This is a genomic window from Lentilactobacillus sp. Marseille-Q4993 (assembly GCF_951230165.1).
Classification (GTDB): Bacteria; Bacillota; Bacilli; order Lactobacillales; family Lactobacillaceae; genus Lentilactobacillus.
Map to the genome: position 1 here is coordinate 1 of NZ_CATNVB010000040.1, position 17,965 is coordinate 17,965.

19 protein-coding genes are annotated in these 17,965 nt (G+C 41.9%); 16 read left to right on the forward strand and 3 right to left on the reverse strand.

Annotated features, from left to right (window positions below; all coding sequences use genetic code 11):
- Positions 1–183: 183 nt before the first annotated feature.
- The 15 genes from QOW94_RS10085 (at position 184) to QOW94_RS10155 (ending at position 15,195) form a co-directional block, all read left to right on the forward strand.
- Positions 184–3,474, forward strand: a complete 3,291-nt coding sequence (locus QOW94_RS10085; RefSeq protein WP_283680312.1) for a tape measure protein — start codon at positions 184–186, stop codon at positions 3,472–3,474.
- Between the two features lie 11 nt (positions 3,475–3,485).
- A complete protein-coding gene (locus QOW94_RS10090) occupies positions 3,486–4,196 on the forward strand; it encodes a hypothetical protein (RefSeq protein ID WP_283680314.1) in 711 nt (236 codons plus the stop codon).
- Positions 4,197–4,199: 3 nt separating this feature from the next.
- Entirely contained in the window at positions 4,200–5,213 is a 1,014-nt protein-coding gene (locus tag QOW94_RS10095) for an XkdQ/YqbQ family protein (protein WP_283680315.1), read from the forward strand.
- Complete coding sequence (locus QOW94_RS10100) at positions 5,213–5,536, forward strand: DUF2577 domain-containing protein (protein ID WP_283680316.1); 324 nt, start codon at positions 5,213–5,215, stop codon at positions 5,534–5,536. Before QOW94_RS10095 ends, QOW94_RS10100 begins: the two co-directional genes overlap by 1 nt.
- On the forward strand, positions 5,529–5,975 hold the full coding sequence (locus QOW94_RS10105) for a DUF2634 domain-containing protein (RefSeq protein WP_283680333.1): 447 nt from the start codon (positions 5,529–5,531) through the stop codon (positions 5,973–5,975). Before QOW94_RS10100 ends, QOW94_RS10105 begins: the two co-directional genes overlap by 8 nt.
- A complete protein-coding gene (locus QOW94_RS10110; protein WP_283680317.1) occupies positions 5,965–7,125 on the forward strand; it encodes a baseplate J/gp47 family protein in 1,161 nt (386 codons plus the stop codon). Before QOW94_RS10105 ends, QOW94_RS10110 begins: the two co-directional genes overlap by 11 nt.
- Complete coding sequence (locus tag QOW94_RS10115; protein WP_283680318.1) at positions 7,122–7,751, forward strand: putative phage tail protein; 630 nt, start codon at positions 7,122–7,124, stop codon at positions 7,749–7,751. The genes QOW94_RS10110 and QOW94_RS10115 overlap by 4 nt, the downstream gene beginning before the upstream one ends.
- Positions 7,744–8,787, forward strand: coding sequence for a hypothetical protein (locus QOW94_RS10120; RefSeq protein WP_283680320.1), 1,044 nt, complete (start codon positions 7,744–7,746; stop codon positions 8,785–8,787). The genes QOW94_RS10115 and QOW94_RS10120 overlap by 8 nt, the downstream gene beginning before the upstream one ends.
- A 12-nt stretch (positions 8,788–8,799) precedes the next feature.
- Positions 8,800–9,558, forward strand: a complete 759-nt coding sequence (locus QOW94_RS10125) for a hypothetical protein (protein ID WP_283680321.1) — start codon at positions 8,800–8,802, stop codon at positions 9,556–9,558.
- Between the two features lie 13 nt (positions 9,559–9,571).
- Positions 9,572–9,964 carry a hypothetical protein gene (locus QOW94_RS10130; protein ID WP_283680322.1) on the forward strand — a complete coding sequence of 131 codons (393 nt, stop codon included), beginning with the start codon at positions 9,572–9,574 and terminating at the stop codon, positions 9,962–9,964.
- Entirely contained in the window at positions 9,961–10,152 is a 192-nt protein-coding gene (locus tag QOW94_RS10135; protein WP_283680323.1) for a hypothetical protein, read from the forward strand. The genes QOW94_RS10130 and QOW94_RS10135 overlap by 4 nt, the downstream gene beginning before the upstream one ends.
- Positions 10,153–10,154: 2 nt before the next feature.
- Positions 10,155–10,433, forward strand: a complete 279-nt coding sequence (locus QOW94_RS10140) for a holin (RefSeq protein WP_283680324.1) — start codon at positions 10,155–10,157, stop codon at positions 10,431–10,433.
- A complete protein-coding gene (locus tag QOW94_RS10145) occupies positions 10,433–11,392 on the forward strand; it encodes an N-acetylmuramoyl-L-alanine amidase (RefSeq protein WP_283680325.1) in 960 nt (319 codons plus the stop codon). The genes QOW94_RS10140 and QOW94_RS10145 overlap by 1 nt, the downstream gene beginning before the upstream one ends.
- A gap of 179 nt (positions 11,393–11,571) precedes the next feature.
- A complete protein-coding gene (locus QOW94_RS10150; RefSeq protein ID WP_283680326.1) occupies positions 11,572–13,497 on the forward strand; it encodes a BspA family leucine-rich repeat surface protein in 1,926 nt (641 codons plus the stop codon).
- A gap of 801 nt (positions 13,498–14,298) precedes the next feature.
- On the forward strand, positions 14,299–15,195 hold the full coding sequence (locus QOW94_RS10155) for a 3-hydroxyacyl-CoA dehydrogenase (RefSeq protein ID WP_283680328.1): 897 nt from the start codon (positions 14,299–14,301) through the stop codon (positions 15,193–15,195).
- Between the two features lie 118 nt (positions 15,196–15,313).
- Here QOW94_RS10155 and QOW94_RS10160 read toward each other — a convergent pair whose 3' ends face one another.
- Together QOW94_RS10160 and QOW94_RS10165 are read right to left on the reverse strand one after the other, a co-directional pair.
- A complete protein-coding gene (locus tag QOW94_RS10160; RefSeq protein ID WP_283680329.1) occupies positions 15,314–15,901 on the reverse strand; it encodes a hypothetical protein in 588 nt (195 codons plus the stop codon).
- A 13-nt stretch (positions 15,902–15,914) separates the two neighbouring features.
- Positions 15,915–16,244, reverse strand: coding sequence for a hypothetical protein (locus tag QOW94_RS10165; RefSeq protein WP_283680330.1), 330 nt, complete (start codon positions 16,242–16,244; stop codon positions 15,915–15,917).
- A 147-nt stretch (positions 16,245–16,391) separates the two neighbouring features.
- Here QOW94_RS10165 and QOW94_RS10170 point away from each other — a divergent pair, with 147 nt between their 5' ends.
- Positions 16,392–17,402, forward strand: coding sequence for a serine hydrolase domain-containing protein (locus QOW94_RS10170; RefSeq protein ID WP_283680331.1), 1,011 nt, complete (start codon positions 16,392–16,394; stop codon positions 17,400–17,402).
- On the opposite strand, the gene QOW94_RS10175 is transcribed toward QOW94_RS10170, so the two are convergent.
- Entirely contained in the window at positions 17,399–17,809 is a 411-nt protein-coding gene (locus QOW94_RS10175; RefSeq protein ID WP_283680332.1) for a peptide deformylase, read from the reverse strand. The genes QOW94_RS10170 and QOW94_RS10175 overlap by 4 nt on opposite strands.
- Positions 17,810–17,965: the final 156 nt, after the last annotated feature.

Below are 17,965 nucleotides of genomic sequence, written 5' to 3' on the forward strand. Positions count from 1 at the left end.
AGCAAGCAAATCAAGAAAGAATAATTTTTCGTCTATGGTGTAGCGATATTTAGTCAATATAAAAACTCCTAGTATATGAACCCGGAATTTTAATTGTTTCCGTGTCCAACATACTAGGAGTATCTCCGGCGCACCGCTGATGGGTTTAGCCTTTTTTTTAATATGTAGAAAGGAGGTTACGATATGTCCTCTACAATTAGTGCAACGATTCGCATCAATGACGGCTTTAGTAGCTCATTGGATAAGTTGGCGTCTGGTTTAGGTAAAAGTCAGAGCATGATGAGCCGCTTCAAATCAGCAATGAGTGGTGGTATGGACCCGAAAGTACCGAACCGACTAACGAGTGGTTTCAATAACATGAATACGTCCGTCAGTAAGGGTAATGGGTTATTTAGTAAGTTCTTAGGCGCCAACGTTATCGGGGCTGGAATCACTAAAGGAATCGGGCTGATTACCAACTCAATGGGTGATGCGATTGCTCGTGTTGATACCTTGAATAACGCTACCAGGTCATTTCAGAACATGGGTTTCTCGGCTAAGCAAACGAGTAGCTCAATGAAATACCTGGATAAAGCCATCACGGGGCTACCCACGCCAATGGATGCTGCGGTTAGAAATACCCAACTGTTAGCTGCGTCCACGGGTAAGATCGGTAAATCAACGAAGATATTTGAAGCCATGAACAACGGTATCTTAGGATTCGGTGGTAGTGCTGCTCAAGTTGATACTGCCGTTACTCAATTATCGCAGGCGTTCTCTAATGGGAAGGTCGATATGGCTACTTGGAACAGTATGATCAATGGTGGTATGGGACCTGCTTTGAATGCGATTGCTAAAGAGATGGATATGACCACTGGAAAACTAAAGACGGGTTTGTCGACAGGTAAGGTCTCCGTGGAAGACTTCCAAGACGCTTTAATTAAGTTGAATGAAAAAGGTGGCGGTGGCATGAAGTCACTGCGTAAAATCGCCCAAGATTCAACTTCTGGTATTGGTACGGCAATGGCTAACTTCAAGACCGCCGTGGTTCGTGGTATGGCTGGTGGTCTGGATGCCCTAGCTGATGCAGGGATGACGGATTTCATCAACAACATGACCAACGGTATCAAGGGAGCGATCCCTTCGATTCAAAACGCCATGAAGGGTATCGTTTCATTCATTGCCCCTATTGGTTCGCAGATGATGAAGGTGTTCGGTAATGTCGGCAAAGGCTTATCCCAATTCTTTGACAGTATTGCGGACACTGGTGCCATCAGTGCCGTGGGTGATGCTATGAATGCCATTGCTGATGCGGTGGGCCATGTGGTCAAATCGTTATCTAGTGCCGGTGGTAGTAAGTTCGGGATGTTCAATGAACTGGGCAAGCTTGCCGGTGGTGCGTTAAAGGGTGCTGCTAATGGTATCAAAGCCATTGCGGATGTGATCGGTAATATGGACCCTGGTTCATTGAAATTATTAGCTGCTGGTTTTATTGCGTTGAAAGCCGGTACTAAAGGATTAGTGCTCACCGGAGTTGTTGCCGCGTTGAACATGCTGAGTAAATTGGATGCGGGTACGTTGAACAGTTTGGCTAAAGTATTAGGTGTATTAGCGATTGGTTTTGCAACTATCAAAGCCGTTGGAGCAATTGACAATATTTTAACGGGAATCGGTAAAGGTATGGGCGCCCTAGGCAATAGTGGTGCTTTAGCTAATGCGGGTACTTCAGCGGCAACGGCTGCTAAAGGCTTTATTCAGCTCGGTGTGTCGTTACTATTGATTGGTGCCGCTGTTTTAATGGCGGGTGCTGGTCTATGGTTGATTGCTAATGCGGCGATGGCTTTAGTTACCGCTGGTTGGCCAGCGATTGCCATGTTCTTTGCCATGATTGCCGTTCTGATTATCCTCGCTATCGTGGTTGCCGTCGCTGGTACCGCTATGATTATGGGTGCCGTTGGTTTCTTAGTATTCGGTGCTGCGGTTCTACTAGTCGGTATTGGTGTATTCTTAGCTGCCACTGGTATGGCATTATTAGCCACTCAGTTACCAATTGTTGCTACGTATGGGTTAATGGCGGCCATGAATATGGTCGTTTTAGGGGCTGCATTGATGATATTCTCGGTATTTGCATTGATTGCCGCCGTGGGTATTCTGATGTTGGCCATGTCATTGATCATCTTAGCCGTGGGATTAGCAGTAGCCGCTGTTGGTGCTTTGCTTTTAGGCGTAGCGTTGATGCTGTTATTCGCTGGTGCAATCATGGCGTTTGCCGGACTATTGATGGTCTTCGTAGGTGCAATCATGGCCTTCGCAGGCTTAGTCATGGTCATGGCTGGTGCTATGTTAGCTATGATGGGCTTAATGCTCGTTATGATGGCGTCGATGATGGCAATGATTGGGTTAATGATGGTCATGCTAGGCGGTATGATGGCCATGATCGGCTTAATGATGGTTATGATTGGTGGCATGATGGCGATGATCGGATTGATGATGGTCATGGTCGGTGCCATGATGGCTATGATTGGGTTAGTTATGGTTGCCGCGGTAGCCGTAGTTGCCGCTGTTGGTTTGACAGTCTTAGGTGTAGGTGCAATTGCGGCCTCTGCTGGGATGGTCGTCTTAGGCGCAGCTACTGCTTTAGTTGCTAGTCAAGTAAGCCGAATCGCTTCACAAGCAGCCGCTGCCGCATCGAGTTTGCAACAGATGGTTACGGCTGTGAATGTGGTGAAGGCTGCCCTAAATACCATGAAATCCATTGCTCAAAGTGCGGTGCAAGGGTTTATTGCTGCCTTACGGGGCGGAGTTGGTAACGCCGCTGCTGCCGGACGGGCATTAGCTCAAGCTGCTACTAACGGAATGCGTTCTGGAGTAGGACCAGCAAGAGCTGCCGGTGCCGCTATTGGTGCTGGGTTAGCTGCTGGATTGCGTTCTCAAGTTGGTGCAGTTGCCGCCGCAGCAGATGCCTTAGTTGCGCAAGCTAATCGGGCAGCTAGAGCCGCTGCTAAAGTTCACTCACCATCGCGATTGTTTGCTGAAATCGGTTCCTATATGGGTCAAGGTTTAGCTTTAGGGATGCAAGGAACGACTAGCATGATTGCTAATGCTGGTAGTCGCATGGCGCATAGTGCCATCAATGCGGTTAGTTTATCAGGCTTGAACCCTGGAGCTATGTTAGCTCAAGGGATGAACCAAGCGATTCAAGCTGCCGTAATGTTTGCTAACACTATCAATGGCGTTGGCGGTAAGACAGTTGCCTTGAATAGGCAGATGAATGCTAATAGCAGTGCATTGAGTAGTTCACCATTCAACAATGGCGTTACGCCATACGGAACTACCACAACTAGTGATAATTCCGAAACGCACAATGGTGGTAATACCATCACGATTGAAGCTGGAGCTATTCAGCTTAATGGAACGAGTAACAATGCGGAAGATGCCGAATCGATTCTATTCAGAATTGAACAGTATCTACAAAAATTAGACCAAACTAGATAGGAGGTGTCAGCATGGCAATTGATGGCAAGATGAAGTTTTACTTTACTAATACCAAGAACGGAACTATCCAAGCGCCGGTCAATCCGAAAGAAATTACGATTAAACAAAGTACAGATGATAAAACCGTGGATGTGGTCAAGCTTGGTCAGATCAATATTATTGGTTATGAGAAAGTTAAAGAGATCAGCCTGGAGCTGCCCCTGCCTGTGGACGTTGAGGGCGTACATTATGTGGCCCAAGGTCGAATGTTGAATAATGCGCAGGAGTTTATCCGGTGGTTTCAGAATGCCTATGTTTTAAAGTCGGTAATCCGACTCGTGGTGTCAACTACGAAGATTAGTTTTAAAGGCAAACTCAGTAGCTTTGAGTATGCCTTGAAGAATGGCTATGCCGATGAGTATGTGCTGGATATTACGTTAAAAGAGTACAAACCTTACAAAGCGAAGAAAATCAAAAAGAAGAAGAAAAAGAAAAAAGTCACTGCCACGAAGAAGGGCAAGCAACGGACGGCGCCACCAAAGAAAATCGGACGGGGTTCGAAAGTCGTAGTCAATGGGCAGTTGTTCAGAAACTCGGCTGGCTCGGGTCCTGGCGCCATTGAACGGAATGCAACGCGCAAGATTTCACTGATTGCTAAGGGTGCTAAGAAGCCTTACCACATCACCACCTTAACAGGTGGTGCCCGTGGTTGGGTCTCCGCATCTTCAGTCAAGGGGGCGTAAGTTATGGCAGTAACCCAATTTACCACCCGTACTCCTGGCACGAAAACGATTTGGGACTTACGAGAAATCGTGACTGAAATCAAGTGGGTGACGGATGTTAGTTATGCCGCCGGTACGTTGACGTTCAAATTGCTCGAAGTTGACGAAGGTTACACCCCTAAGAACGGGGATGATGTGTGGTTTCGATGGGATGGCAAAAAGATTTTCAAGGGTAAGATTTTTAAAGTCAGCTATGATTCTGATGAAGAGTTTTCGGTGACCGCCTATGATTCTTTACGCTATTTCAAGAACCAAGATTCTATCGTATGGCCAGTGTCCACGCTATCCCAGCGGTTCGTGAAGATGGCTAAGTTAGCTGGTGTTAAGTACAAGGCGGCTAAGACTAGCCATAAACTGGTTGCTGAAGTTAGTGACCAGAAATCATACTTTGATATGTTCAAGAGTTTCTCGAATAAGCAGAAAACGGCCACGGATAATCGTTACTTTCTATATGACAACTACGGCGTGGCTGAAATGCGCAAAGCTCCGTATAAGAAACTCAAGATAATTGTCGGTGATAAGTCATTACTGACTGATTTTACGTTCGAGAAATCAATCGAAGATTTAAGTAACGTGGTTCGAGTCGTGCGTTCGGATAAGAAAAAGAAAGGCCAGTCCACGGCAACTGCTAAGACGAATGATCCAAAGAATACGAAGTTTACTACCGTGCAAGCTAAAGGCGGCAGTGTGGCCAAGTATGGGAAATTACAGACCGTTGATAAAGCTAAAGACAAAGCCAACCAAGCGCAGATGAAAGAACGATCTAAGAAGTTGCTGAAGCAAAAGAACAAGCAGAAGTATACGTTAAAGCTCAATGCGATTGGTAACACGGACTTTGTGGCGGGTAATTCCGTCTACGTAGCTATCAAGAGTTTGAAACAGATCGGTTACGGCACCAAAGCGGCGACCATTACCAAAGCCACGCATAACTTTGAGAATGATTACAACGTGGAATTAGAAATGAAGGTGAATATGTAATGGCTGGAGAATGGTTGCTTGACAAGCTCAATAGTCGCGGTGGTTCGGATTCAGACTATGCTGATGTGATGTTTGGCCAAGTTGTGTCCGAAAAACCGTTGAAAATACAATTATCCAACCAAATTACATTAACTGACAATTTTCTGGTATTGGATAAACGATTAGGCAAGTACGACTTAGATGCCAAAATCGATGGCAAAAAAGTCACGATTGAAATTGATGATTCACTTAAAAAAGGGGATGGCGTAACGCTATTTCGATTTGATGGTGGTCAGCAATTTTATGTATTAGATAAAACAGAGGTAGGTGCCAGTGATGAATAATGATGAGATTGAAGAGATTGAAGATGAATCGCTTGAAGATGAAGTCGACGCGGACGTGGATGAAGTTGAAGAAGAAACGTTACCCACGTTGACCTTTAGAGTTCGCAATGGTCGTATCGTCGATATGTGTGATGAACTAGAAGCGATGGTGCAGGCGGTGGACAAGATTCTAAAAACAGAACGGTTCGTGTATCCCATCTACGATGACCAGTACGGCAATGACTTGCCAGAGTTATTTGGTAAGGATTTTGATTACGCTAAAGTCGAAGTGGAACGGATGATCGTCGAAGCTCTAGCGGCGGATGACCGTGTCAATGACGTGACCATCAGCAAGATTGAACAGACTGATTCCACATCATTACTCGTGGAAGGTGATTGTATCACCGTGTATGGTACTGTCCCCTTTGATAGTGAGGTGAGTTTAACAGATGAATCCTGAAGAATTAATTGCTGAATTAGAGAGTGAAGATTTCGAGTTTTGGCTAGATTTTATGATGGACGAATTGCCAACCGATATTGATACACGAGAAGGCTCGATTGCTTATGATGCCATTGCCCCAACGGCAACTGCATTAGCAGCTAACTCTATTAAGAAAGCCAACGTTGTTCGACAATCCTATACGGCGACGGCAGAAGGTGAGTTTTTAGACCAGCGGGCCATTGAACACGGTACATCACGGTTTAAAGCCACATATGCGCAAGTAACGGCTAAGTTTTTAGATGATAATAATCAACCAATCGATAATGTTCAAGTTGGGGATCGGTTCGCCAGTATTGGTGACGATCCTATTTTTTATACGGTGAAAAGTATCAATGCTGACTTAACGGGCTTGATGGTAGCCGAAACAGCCGGCACACGGGCCAATGGTTATATTGACCAAGTATTACCCGTGACCCCGAATGACAGTTTATCATGGGCGGAAATCATTGAGATCACCGTACCAGCTAGGGATGAAGAAGATGATGACCATCTACGAGAACGGCTATTAGCCGCCGATAACTGGATGGCTTATGGCGGAAACATTGCCGATTACCAAGATATGCTCCGCAATATCGTGGAAGTTGGTGCAGCCCAAATTTATCCAGCATGGCAGGGTGGTAGCACCGCCAAGCTAGTCATTCTGGATAACAGCTTAATGCCAGCGTCCTCTACGTTATTGAAGCAGGTCAAAGAAAAAATCGACCCCACGGATGCTAGTGGTGAGGGCTATGGTTTAGCGCCAATCGGTCATGCCGTAACCGTGGTGGCTCCGGAAGTCGTGACGGTCAATGTGACGGTATCGATTGCTGTGGATGTGACTAAGACGCTGAATGAAGTTAAACCTCAATTGCAGACCGCAATCAGTGAATACTTCGCTGAGCGACGCAAAGCCTGGGGCAAAATCAACACCAAGACTGGTCGGGGTTATGCCCTAACCGTCTACCGTTCTCAGATATTATCCGCCATCATGCGGGTCGAAGGTATCGTGGACGCTAGTATGCCGGTGTTGAATGGCAACAACAGTGATGTGGTCATGATATTAACTAATGACAAGTCGCAATTACCGGTCTTAGGGGATGTCACTTTCACTGAGGAGGCGGTTCGATGAAACTAATCGATTACATGCCTGACTACTACAATGACATCTACGATATGAAGGAAATATTAAAAGCGGAACAACCAGCTTTTGATAAGTTGGAAGACCGGACGTATCGCATTCTGATCAATCAATTCGTGATGTTAGCAGATAGTGATGGGTTAGCCATGATGGAGTTTCAACTCGGTATTGAGACTGATTTAAGTCGGGATATTGAAGACCGGCGTTACGACATTCTGATGCACACTCTGCCACCTCATCCAATCACTATCAAGTATTTTCGTAAAGTGTTAAAAGATTTGCATATTCCAGCCGAGATTCAAGTCAACGCCATTACGGACTTTTTGATTGCTAGTGCGAAGTGGGATGAGATCACGGCTGACCAATTGAACCGGTTGAAGTACCTGTTAAATGTGTACATTCCAGCTAACTTAGCCTTTGAGATTCACACGACAGCGGAGAGTGAAAGTAAGTTCCCACTGTTTATTGGCACGGCCACCGATTATAAAGTTGTTACCAGTAATCAACCCCAGACTAAGTGGCACATGACCAGTCAGTTAAAGCTATTCATGGGAACATACACGCAAATTAAAGTCAGCACTAGTAACCATGCAAAGGAGGAGAAATTAAATGTCTGAATATAATGATACGGTATTAACTAATGCCGGTATGGATTTAGCCAGTCGCGCAGCCATTGGTAAAACGAGTTTTAAAATTACCAGAGCCGAATCCACGGGTGACGATTTAAGCAGTACCGATTTAAAAACCTTAACTAAGTTACCTAACAAGAAACAAGATGGCTCCATCGTAGGTGACAGCAATGTGACCAGTGCCATCAAACAAATTGAAGTATACTTTGAAAATCGTAATTTAACCACGGGATACAACCTTAACGCCGTTGGGTTGTACGCCAAAGAAGATGGCAAGAGCGAAATCCTATTTGCGGTCACTACGGCTGAACAAGCGCAACAGATTCCTGACTTTGGCGATAAAGTATTGCTCCAGTTTACTTTAGGCGTGCAAATAGTTGTTGGTAATCAAGCTAACGTGACCGTGGTATTGGATCCACTAAGATTAGCAACTAAAACGTATGTTGATGATGCGATTGCAAAAATCAAAGACAATAGTGAGATAAGCACCAGAGTCAAGGTAGAAAGTGGCGAAAGTATTAATTCTAAACTGAAAAGTTATGCAAATACTAATACTTTTGGCTACATTGATATTAGTGCTGATGCTGCTAACAATACGACTGGTAAATATTTACGTGGTTTATTTTTTGTTAATGCTGCGAATGCAATAATGTACTTGTATGAATCCACTTCTAACACTGATAAATTTTGGTTAGGAAACTGTTCAGTGACATCAAGTAATATTTTTTTCTATAGAGTGGGCGATGACATTGATTTAACTCCATATTTAAAAATAGTTGATGCCGATGCTAAGTACGCTAAAAAGGGTGAGGGACCGGACCTAAGTGCCTATCAAAAGACAACAGATGCGGATAGCAAGTATGCTACGAAGTCGACTACGTACACAAAAAGTGAAACAGAAACTAAATTTGCGTGGAAGTCAGAAGCTGCTAATAAGGCCAGTATTGTAGAGAGAGCCACTGAATCACAAGCTAAGTCGGATAGTGCTGGTAATATATATAACTTATACATCACGACCAAGTAAGGAGGGGAGCTTATGCCAAAAATTTTCTACAACGGAAAAGAAGTCAGTAAAATGTTCTACAATGGCAAAGAGGTCGCTACCGCTTACTATAATGGCGTGAAAATTTATCCTACTTATTTAGACGCCGGAACTGAATTGTTAAGTGCTACGCCGGCAAATATTACGTGGCAAAACAATGTCAACCTAGTTAGTTTTCTAAGCAAATTAACCAATAGTAATATTCTTTCACATGATGAGAAGTTTGTTTTCCCTGATCTTAGTAAGTTGCAACAAGTGGAACACGGTGTTCGAATTCAGTTTGCGACGAAATTGCCGGCGTTTAGACACGCTGAAAGTATTAATTACTCAGGCTTTAGTGGTAATGATTGGTCAGGTCAATATAGTAAATTTACTGATGCATCATTAACTAGTTCTGCAACCGTGGATATTCCATTAAGAGATAGCAGTGGCGAGTTAGCAACGGGAACACAAACTTATGTAGCCAAAGTTTCCTTTAGCACAGTTAGTGCTGCCGGAAGTGGTACAGATAGTACGTTTATTCCAGGGGTGCCCTTAGAGGGTTCTACAGCATCATTTGAACAAAACAATACTATTACGGTTGATCCTAATGCAGGCACTTTGTTGATTAATAATGATGTCAAAATGGCTGGTGCAAGTGATTATTCTAGCTGGGATTACGCATGGACTGGTACTGATATGCAAACGCCGGCAGCTCAAATGCAAACGCAAATTTGGGGGCAACTGATGGTAACAAGTATTACCGCGTACTAAAGGAGGTGGCCATATGCGAAAATTCTATCTGACATTTAAAAAGAATCAATTTTGGTTTTGGACGGCAATCGAAACATACGCAGTTGCAATGGTGTTTATTGTACGAACAAATTTTTTTGATTTAGAACCTCCAGCCAGAACTGTTTTAGGGTTGCTAGACGACCCGTTGTCGGTATTCCTAATATCGGTAGTAGGTACATTTGCGCTGTCGTATTCAATTTGGGACTTCCATTGGTTCTTTGCACGCCCAGTCATGATCGGTTTACTCACATTAGTGTGGATGGCGACCTTCTTAGGTTTTTTGATCCACGATATTGAAGCAGGGGCGTTGATTAGCCCAGGAGCCGTTTTGTCTGGTGGAGTTATATGCCGAGTAGTAACGTATGCTTTTACGGGGGATGATTGATTATCAATGACAAGCTAATTACAGCCATTCTCTCGACCATCTCAGCGATTGCGGTGGGGTACGTGCCAGTCTGGGTTGCTAGGATCAATGCTAGGCATCCAACTGAAACACCCAAAGAGGAATGTTATCGACTGAAAAAGGAGAATGCTAAGTTAAAAGAAGAGATTAAACGGTTGAAGGGGGAATAAATATGGACTTTTTACAACAATTAAAATTAGGAACCACTGCAGATATGGGAATTATTCTGGCAGTGGTTTTTTGTTTGACTCAAGCATTAAAGCAGACTGGTATCAATAATAAATGGATGCCATGGTTAGCAATGCTAATTGGGACTGGAGCGGGTATAATTGCAGCTCTAATTACTAAAGATACTGACTTGCTATCAGCTGGCATTTTTGGAATGCTTTTGGGTGGATTTACATCTGGATTATTTGATGGATTTAAAGGAATACGAGAGGAGAAAAAATAATGGCAAGAGAAGTATTTAGCAAACTAATTACGAGTGTCAATCCAAAAGTGATGAATGCAAGTAGTCGTAATGGTATAAAGATTGATCGAATAATTTTGCACCACAATGCGTCTACGAACAAAAATGTCGCCATGAACACGTGGGTTCAAGGTGGTCCTGCTGGTACATCAGCCCATTATGAGGTAACTCCAACTGAAATTATTGGTTGTGTGGGTGAACAGTATGCTGCTTGGCATGCTGGTGGAACTGGAGGTAGTGATGTACCGAGAATCAGTAACCCAAATCAACGCAGTATTGGTATCGAGAATTTGAATTCTTCGGGAGCACCATACTGGAAAGTTGATCCAAGGACAATGCGGAATTGTGCACGCTTAGTGGCAGATATCTGCAAACGGTATAATATCCCACTAGACCGAAAGCATGTGTTAGGCCATAAAGAAGTTACTGCTACAGCATGTCCTGGAGGTTTGAATGTGGACGAAGTAGTCCGCTTAGCTAAAGGGGCTAAAGGTGTAATGATCACTAAGCCTACGTATTTCAAATGGCGACCAGTGTGGATCTACACCAAAAAAAATGTAAAGGCATATCGGACTGCTAAAGAAGTTGGTTCGGGCAAGAACGCAGTGGAAACCTATGGCAAGCATTCGAAGTTAAAGACTAAGCGATTAGATGGCAAGCGGTTTGAATTGACCAATGGCCTCTACATCACGGCTAACAAAGCGTACGTCAATAATCTCTACTACACATTAAGAAGTAAGGTCAAAATAGTTGAATCTGTTAAAGGTTCAGCGACTTATAAGGATGTATCACTAACTAAGAAAGTCGAGTCGTTTAAAAAGGGCACGCAATTTTCAGTGTATAAAATGGTGAAAGATGAAAAGCACAATGTGACCCGTATTAAATTAAAGAATGGGCGCTACATTAGTGCTAACAAGTTAATTAATAAGTTCGTGGAATAGAAAAATGGCACTCACCGATAAAGGTGGGTGCTTTTTTTATTTGCTTTGATTAAAGAAGTTACTTTAAATGGTTAATTAATATAAATAACTGAAAGCGTTTTAATTGACAGCCACTACATCTGCGAGCATTCTATACCCAAGAGAGAAGGAGGGACGTTTTTAGCAAGGGGGCTTAAATTATGATTGATTTTATTAAGTCTCGTGACAAGAAGTATTGGCACACTTGGTGTCTACCAACAAAGCATTGGCTGATGGTTGGTATAGCTTTAATTGCCTTTGGATTAGGTGGTGGTCAATTCATTGTTAAGGCTGATTCCGCGGCATCACAACCGGTGACAACGCAACAAGTTAACACACCAGAGAAAAACATTATTGCAACTGGCATGAACGGAACTGCTAAATGGGAACTTGACGACCAAGGAACTTTAGACGTAACTACCAACGGAAAATCAACTGCACAACTTGGGGAAATTTCAAATGAAAATCTGTGGAATTCCTGGGGTGACTTGAATAAAGATATAGTTAAAAAAATCAATATTGAAAAAGGAGTCACATTTCCAGAGCATTCGGGAGGAATGTTTTCAGATTTTACTAATGTAACTTCCATCAATGGTCTTGAAAATATTAATAAGAAGAATGTCGATGCTTTTGATTATATGTTTAGCGGATGTTCGTCTTTGACTCACCTAGATGTATCTAATTGGGATGTTAGCAATGGAGAAGATTTTTTCTATATGTTTTATGGTTGCTCGTCTTTGACTCATCTTGATGTTTCCAATTGGGATGTTAGTAATGGACGAGATTTTGAAGGAATGTTTAGCAACTGTTCGTCATTGACTAACTTAGATTTGTCTAAGTGGAATGTCAATAATGCAGGTTTTCTATCTCGCATGTTTTATGGTTGCTCATCGTTGACTAGTTTGGATTTGTCACATTGGAACCTGAGTAATGTGATAGAAACCGATTCTATGCTTTCTGACATGACTAATTTGTGGAAATTAAAATTAGGACCAAATACTTTTTTAGTTCAATTAGTTCAAGGCGATAGTGTATTTACTAACGTTCCAGCTTATGGGACACCAATTCCGGGATTTACAACGCATAAAGTTGGCCCAAGTAGCGATGCTACAGCCCCAAGGTGGCAAGCCGTTGATACTAGTAAGGATGGTAGTGAATTTAACCCGAAAGGGGATCTATACGATGCCAGTCTACTAGCATCGCTATATGCTAAAGGAAATGCCAATCATCCAACTAAGGCAGAAACTTATGTTTGGCAAAATGTACCGGTTAAGCAGGTTACGCAAACTCCGCCCACTCCTACGGAACCATCAACTCCATCAGCTCCGCCGACTACTTCAGAATCACCTGTTCCTGGTGGCAATCCAGGTGCTAATGATAATGATTCAGGACATCATATCCTACCTAAAGGTGAGGTGGTTTATGCTCTGAAACGCATTAATTTGTATCAGAACGCGGACCTTAACAAGTCTGAACGGGTAGCTTCCTATATTAAGGAGCCACGAATTTACCGACCAATGTTTGTAGTTACTGGTTATGCACGCTCTCAAAACAATGTACTGCGCTACAAAGTTAGAGATGTTAACCACGATTCAAAGACTGCTGGTAAAACTGGTTACATTACAGCTAATTGGAATTACGTTCGCCCAGTTTATTATCAGGCTAAGCACAAAAAGCTGACGGTTATTAATCCGCGGGGGGTCAACGCCTATAAGAATAAGAATTTAACTAACAAGGTTAAGAATTACAAGCAAGGAACCGTTTTACCGGTAGTTAACTTTGTGACCCATAACTTAACGACCCGTTATGTTTTGAAGAATGGTCAGTATATTACGGGTAACCGTAAACTAGTTGACATGAATAAGCATAATCAAGTGCGTTATGTTAAAGCCAAGCGGACATTGAACCTGTACCGAACAGTCAACTTAACTGGTAAGAAAAAGCAGATCAAAAAAGGAACTGTTTTGCAAGTTAAGAATTATGATTATTCATACGGCAATGACTTTAGCAAGTCTGGAGTTTTAAGATATCGGGTAGCTGGTGGGTATATTACCGCCAATGCTAAGTATGTTAACTTAGGCTATTAATTAGGATTTTAATGAACAGGAAAAGCATTTAATTGATTTTAAAAAATTATCAGTAGTGGTAACATTAGTTAGTGCTTATAAGCGAATCACGTATCAAGTGAAAAAGACTGGAGAAAGGGACTCTGGCCTTTTTTGTTATATGGATATTAAAGTTAGCTGCCTTAATTCTTCAAAATTCATTATCATCATTTCTTTCATGAAATAATAACGCAAAGGAAGAGGGTAGTTTTTTATTTTTATGTATCCGTCCCAGGATATTTTTGCTAACGTAGCCAAACACGTAGCCAATATTATTTATGTGGTGACAAAACCTGTGGTATCAAGGGCTTTTGGCTGACTGGTTCGAGCCCAGTATACCCAATCGAGTCAAGAAAGCTTGCTACTACTAACGTATTTACGTTTTGGTAGCGGGCTTTTTTATATAAATTCAATTTTATTTTAATAGCAAGTAAAAATTGATCGAAGTCTGTTTTGATGTTTAGTATCTTTTAAACAGGTTACTTTAGATAACTGAAAGGTTTGGGTATACTGGACTCGATCCAGTTTGCTGCAATATGGTAAATTATGGGGTTGTAACTCATGATGTGTGTATCTACCTTTGTGAGGGAGTGGGACAAAAGCATACAAAGATGCTTTCGTCGTCCGACCCCCGCACAACAACAGTAACTGAGGGCCATGAATAATAGTCCTCAGTCCTGATGGTTACTGCGTGTAGCAATAATTTGTATGATTAGGTCTATTAATTTGCAATCGCTTTCTGTCGATATTACTATTGCCATGTAGCAAGAAGGGGAGGGTATTATGAAAGTCAATAAAGTAGTTATTTTAGGTGGCGGCGTCCTTGGTAGTCAGATTGCTTATCAGGCAGCTTTTTCTGGACTACCAACTGTGATTTATGATATTTCAGATGCAGCCGTTGATAGTGCTAGTAAAAAGATAGCTAGTTATCCGGATCAGTATCGTCATGATATTGATGCAACTGATCAGCAAATCGAACAAGCTAACGAGAACTTGTCATTAACGACAGACTTAAAGTCAGCTATTACAGGTGCAAGTGTAGTTGTTGAAGCTGTTCCAGAACGGCTGGATATTAAACAATCAACTTATGAAAGCCTCGCTCCTTATTTGGATGATGATGCATTGCTGCTTAGTAACTCGTCAACCTTGATTCCAAGCCAAATGATTGGCTTTGTACCTAATAAGAAACGATTTATGGCAATGCATTTTGCGAACCTTATATGGGTTCACAACGTCGCTGAGCTGATGTGGGCACCCGACACACCTTCGAAAACAATCGAAGATGCTACCGATTTTGCTAAACAAATTAAGATGATTCCAATTCCAATCAAAAAGGAAATATCTGGATATGTAATGAACTCAATTTTTCTACCAATGATTAATTCAGCACTATCATTATGGGCAAACGGATATGCTGATCCAATTGCCATCGACAAAAACTGGATGGTCAGCATGGGAGTTGACCGTGGGCCGTTTGGATTCCTTGATATTATGGGCTTAAACACTGCGGTTAATATCGAAAAAGAATTTTATGAAAACACAAAGAATGACGACTTTTTGAAGATTGTCGATAAGCTTAGCGAATATGTTAATGCTAATAAACTAGGGGTTGCAACGGGTCAAGGGTTCTATCATTATCCTAATCCAGAGTATCAAGACCCAGAGTTTGTAAAGGCATAGATGTGTCTAGTTATACACAAGGTGACTTGATTATTACGGCTGTACAAAAAGGACGTGGATCTGTTATCCACGTCCTTTTTTCGATGTAATTAGTTATGTCCCAGCACATTATGATTAACTATTTCACTTGAAATTTATCTATCCACGCCGGTTTTATTTTATTATTTGCTGTTACCTTCAGCTTGCTAGTAGGGACGTTGTATTTCATTTGCCCTTTTTTCAACTTGATGTTGAAGTTGATAGCATCAAACTTTTGGTATTCAGTTTTCTTAACCTGCTTTAACAGGTCAGCCACTGTCAGTTTGATTGACTCGATGGAGTCTTGTTTATCAGTAATATTGACGGTGATGTTCTTGCCGTTTGCTACTACCGAATAGCTATTTTGAAAGAACAGAGTCTTGGTATTCTTCATTCGGTACGTAATCGCCTGAACTGGGTCTTTAAAAGTCTTGGCTTTCTTTTTCTTTTGCCCAAGACTCATCACTGACTCGGAAGTGTCACCTGTTTTTAAAATGTGCTTTCCTTGAGGTGTATTGAAGAAAGCAAACCCAGCCACAATCATGATAACCAATGAAATTAGTGAGTATAATCCAAATCGATACTTAGTTTTCTGACCCTTAATTTTGAAGTAAACGAACAGGGCAAAGAAAGCAACCATCGCCCACGAGGAAAGTTTAGTAATTATATCTAGTAATTGAACTCCCATTTAAAGAATCTCCTTACTCAAACGACAAGTCAATGAGATACTTGTGTTTGGCAGTGATATGACCGGTAGTGATCCATAATTCATTATATGGTTGGTCATCGACATCAGTTTGATGATAGAAAAAATCTAATAATTCGCTATTTTTAGAGAGAAATTCCGACGCCATGCGGTTTACTTCCAATTTTTGGTCAGGGAAATAAATTTCAGCATTACCAACGCGAACGTCATCGTCTAAAAACATCTCAACGCTATTGTTATACTTCTTGGCACTGGTCACTACCTTTTGTGGGTGGTTTTTGATGTAGGACAAAACGTAATAGATAGTATCCGAATTACTTGCCATTTTGTTAGCCTCCGTGTTTACTTGTCTGGTAACCATTGTACCAAATCAATCAGATATTGAAAGTTTATAATTAAAGCCTTTGATATATTGACCAATCAACTTTCCTGATAAATACTAGTTCTATTGAATAAGATTGGTGGGAATAAAATGGAATTCGAGAGGACAATCAATAAGATAAAACAGGGGCTCTCAAATAAGTATTTTCCGGGTGTCACGTATGCCATCATTGATCATGACAGAATAATTAGTAGTTACATAGGAAATGAATCACTTGTACCTACGGTTGAACCGCTCAAGGGAAACCAAACGTACGATTTGGCTTCGTTAACTAAGGTGATTGGTACGACCAACGTGATAATGCAGCTAATTAGATCTGGTAGATTGAGCCCTGAGGATAGCGTAAGCAAATACTTGCCAGAGTGGCAGTCAAAGCAGACGAGAATCAGAAACTTGCTGACCCATACATCGGACATTGTTGGCTATATTCCTCACCGTGATCAGTTGTCAAAAACGGAGTTAAAAAAAGCAATTCTTGGCCTAAAATCTGGCGATAAAATTAACCAAGAAATGCGCTATCAGGATTATAACTTTTTGATGTTAGGCTGGATAGCTGCCAAAATAATGGGGCAGCCTATCCAAGAATTAATTATAAATCGGGTAATCAAGCCGTTGGGGATGGATCAAACCACATTTCACCCAACTGACATCACTAACGTGGTTCCGACTGAAGTCCAAGTGGATGGAATGCCACTTAGGGGAACTGTGCATGATCCTAAAACGCAAGTATTAGGGCAAGACAGTGGGGCAGCTGGGCTATTCTCAACCGTTGCTGATCTGATTAAGTTTGGCCGGGTCATCCTAGGTCAAACGGTAGCAGAAGAAGTAATTGCAACCGAAACTATCGATAAATTTTTTATTGACCAGACTAATAATCAGTTAGGAATTAGATCGTTTGGTTGGGTACTCGACGAAGACTATGGTCACCCAGTTATTCTCCATACTGGGTACACAGGAACGTTGCTGATTTTTGATCGAAGCACACAGCGGGGATTAATATTCCTCTCAAATCGAGTTCATCCAACGGTGGGAGATGCTGATAGCTTTCTAAAGTACAGAAGTGAACTTATCAATCAATTTATATCAGAGGAAATTGGCTAAATTAGAATGCCGTTGCAGTGATCTATCTCGTGTTGAATGATTTGGGCAACGAAGTCTGTGAATTCTTGGGTGTGATGTTTGAAATTTGAATCTTGGTAATCAACTGTTATTTTTTTGTAGCGAGTGGTTTCCCGCTCGCCAGGTAGGGAAAGACAGCCCTCAGACGTCTGGTAGCGACCGGATTTCTTGGTTATTTTTGGATTAACCATGGGAATGTTCATGATTCCCATTTTGAAGGCAATGATTCTTTTATTCACGCCGATCATGTTGGCTGCCAAACCGACTGCACGGTCCGAATTGGCTTGCAAGGTGTCAACCAAGTCAGTGATCTGCTGGCTGTCTGATTTATTGGCAGGCGATGAAGGCTGAGCTAAAAATGTTTGGTCTTTGATAATCGTTTTTTTCATTAGTGTTCCTTTCAAAATTGTTATTACATAGAAAGAGGCCGGGACATAAGTCCCGCCAATAAATAAACTGGATCATATTTTTCATGACTTTTTGAAAAATATGATCCAGTTTTTCTTTTATCAGTAAAAAATAAGAAAAATTAGCCATCATCAAGG